At 65.6% G+C, this 2,583-nt stretch carries 2 protein-coding genes and 1 pseudogene; 2 read left to right on the plus strand and 1 reads right to left on the minus strand.

Going from position 1 to position 2,583, the window contains the following annotated elements; all coding sequences use genetic code 11:
* Window positions 1-152: pseudogene (locus tag ACWD3I_RS49110) on the minus strand (IS5/IS1182 family transposase); the annotation flags it as partial.
* A 67-nt stretch (window positions 153-219) separates the two neighbouring features.
* Between ACWD3I_RS49110 and ACWD3I_RS49115 the strand changes: the two are divergent.
* A complete protein-coding gene (locus tag ACWD3I_RS49115; protein WP_365400311.1) occupies window positions 220-747 on the plus strand; it encodes a proline dehydrogenase in 528 nt (175 codons plus the stop codon).
* Between the two features lie 281 nt (window positions 748-1,028).
* Window positions 1,029-2,366: a pentapeptide repeat-containing protein gene (locus tag ACWD3I_RS49120; RefSeq protein WP_365400314.1), complete on the plus strand. Its 1,338-nt coding sequence runs from the start codon at window positions 1,029-1,031 to the stop codon at window positions 2,364-2,366.
* Window positions 2,367-2,583: the final 217 nt, after the last annotated feature.

Consider the following 2,583-nt stretch of genomic DNA (forward strand, 5'->3'; position numbering starts at 1 on the left):
ACCAGCACGTAGATGATCGCCGCGAACAGCGTCTCATCAGGCGTGTTCTGGGTCCCGCCGCCCTGCGGCCGCACTCGGTCCTGCGGAATCAACGGCCTGGCAAGCTCCCACAAGCCGTCCGGAACAATCCAACTCCACGTACCCCGCCCCATAGACGAACCAACGAGCGATCGCCACGTAGGACACCGTCTAAGGCCCGGCCGCAGGCAGAATGACCCCATGGACGCTGGACTCACCGCACTGCTCGGCGCCGCCGTGGGTTCACTCGCCACCCTCGGATCCGCGATGGTCACAGGACGTGCGGCGGCGCGGTCGCAGTTCGGTCAGTGGCGCCGCCAGCACCGCCGGGACGCCTACGCGAACTACCTGGGCGCCGTGTACGACCGTGATGTCGCCCTGGATGCCGTGCGCGACGCGCTGTCGGCAGACCGGCCGGACCTGCGGGACGTCGACGAGAAGATGGAGCGCTTCGCCACCCATGTCCGCGGCGTCCACCGCGCTGCCGAGTTCGTCATCCTCGAAGGTCCGCCGTCCGTGGTGGAGGCGCTCTACCGTGTGGTCCACGCGGCCGACGACCTCGCCGATGTCATCCGGCGCATGGCGCGCGACGCCCACGCGGGTGACACCTCCCGCAAGGCCACGAACACCGCGCTCGCCGCCGAGCGGGAGGACCTGCTGTACCAGGCCGTGAAGGGCCTCCGTGCGGCGGCCTCTGACGTCCTCGGCGACAGCCGGACGGACGTCTAGTAGTCGTCGGGCCGGCGCAGTCCTGATGGCAGGCCAACGCTTGGAAGAGGAGGACGCGCCCAAGAGACTGGCTCGGCAGCTTCGTGTCACTGTCGCAACGAGTTGTCGAGTGCCATCGCCGTCCGTGCTCGTCTCCGTCATTGCCGACGGTGTCTCGCCAAGGGCCGCCGGCGGATCATGCTTGTGGCCGTGGGCCGGGCGACGCAAGGATTCCCGGGAGCGGACGACCCAGCCGAGGAATGCCCGGAACTCTTGCCCGCGTCTGGCCGTCCCCTTCTGATGTGACGCATCAGCTTCCCGTGGCCGCGCCGCCCTGGCCGTACTGCCGATACCGCTCCGACTCGACGGACGCCCTTGTCGGTTGCCGCGGTCGCCGTGTCGATCCGCACGACGAATGCCTGGAGCACCTGACCGACAGTCAGCTTGCCTCCTACCTCGCGCAGTTGGGTCCCGGGAGCAATCTTGATCACCGGGGCACCTCCATCACCGAAGACCTCCTCGGCGTGCTCCTTGATGCCGTGCGGGATCCCGACACCGGGCAAGCCATCCTCGGTACAGCCCGTTTCGACGAGGCGCGGTTCGTCGGCGACGCCGACTTCAACGGCGTGTACTTCGGGAACGAGGTCGGCTTTGAGCAGGCCGTCTTCCTGGGGACCGCGCGGTTCGTGGGATCAGAGTTCAAGGGGGACGCCTCGTTTGAACGGGCGCGTTTCTGTGGGGGTCAGTTCCGCGAAGCGGTGTTCGAGAGAAGCGTGTGGTTTGGCGAAGCATGGTTCACTGACGACGTTCGATTTGACGGCGCACGCTTTTCGGGGCACGTCAGATTCCGGCGCACCTATTTCGGTAACGCTGCGTTCGACGGTGTGCAGTTCTCGGGAAGCGTCGACTTTCAGGGCGCCCGATTCGTTGGCTGTGCCTGGTTTGACAGGGCGAGGTTCGAGAGCGCGTCGCGGTTGGGGCCCTTGGTGTGCGAAGAGGCAGTGGATCTGTCTGGGGTGATATTCGCCGCTCCTGTCGTCATCGAGGCGGCGACCAGAAGGATGTGGTGCATACGGACGGAATGGGCCGCAAGAGCGAGCTTGCGATTGCGGTATGCCACCGTGGACCTCAGCGATGCAGTCCTCGCGTATCCCTTGATCGTCACGATCCGAGCGACTCCGTTTACCAACCGGGCCGAGGTCGAGGGGTCTGCAGAAGTTTTGGAAGAGGGGTCCTTGGATGGCTGCGACTCGGGAGTGCGCATCGCTTCCTTACAAGGTGTGAACGCAGCCCATCTAGTGCTCCAAGACGTTGACATGACGCCTTGCTTGCTGTCCGATGCTGTACATCTCGACCAACTGCGCTTGGAGGGCGAGTACCTCCTCGCACTGCCGCCCGCGGGTCTACGTCGACGCGGCCTCTTACCCGTGCGTTGGACCACACGGCGGACGCTGGCCGAAGAACAGTACTGGCGAGCTGCCCGGGGCTGGAATGCGTGGACAGCGGCGCCAGGCGGCGTGGAAGTTGTAGGGCCCGCGGGATTGGCTGCCGCGTATCGGCAGCTTCGCAAGTCCTTCGAGGACAGCAAGAACGAGCCTGACGCCAGCGACTTTTACTACGGTGAAATGGGTGCGGCCTGAAAGCCGCTCCGGTCCAGTGAAGACATTCCAGAGGAAGGAGGTCTTCCCCGCCAAGTGACCAAGATGGCGGGCCCCCGGCGAGGCGTGCAGGACCGGTAACGGACCTGTGCGAAGCCCTCGTAACCGAAGCTCCAAGGCCACGCAGGCTGCTGCGAGGCACAGGGCCAAGGGGGAGAGCTGAAGGGTGAACGCAAGTGAACCTCTGATGAGGTCCCGT

The organism is Streptomyces sp. NPDC002817 (genome assembly GCF_053592055.1).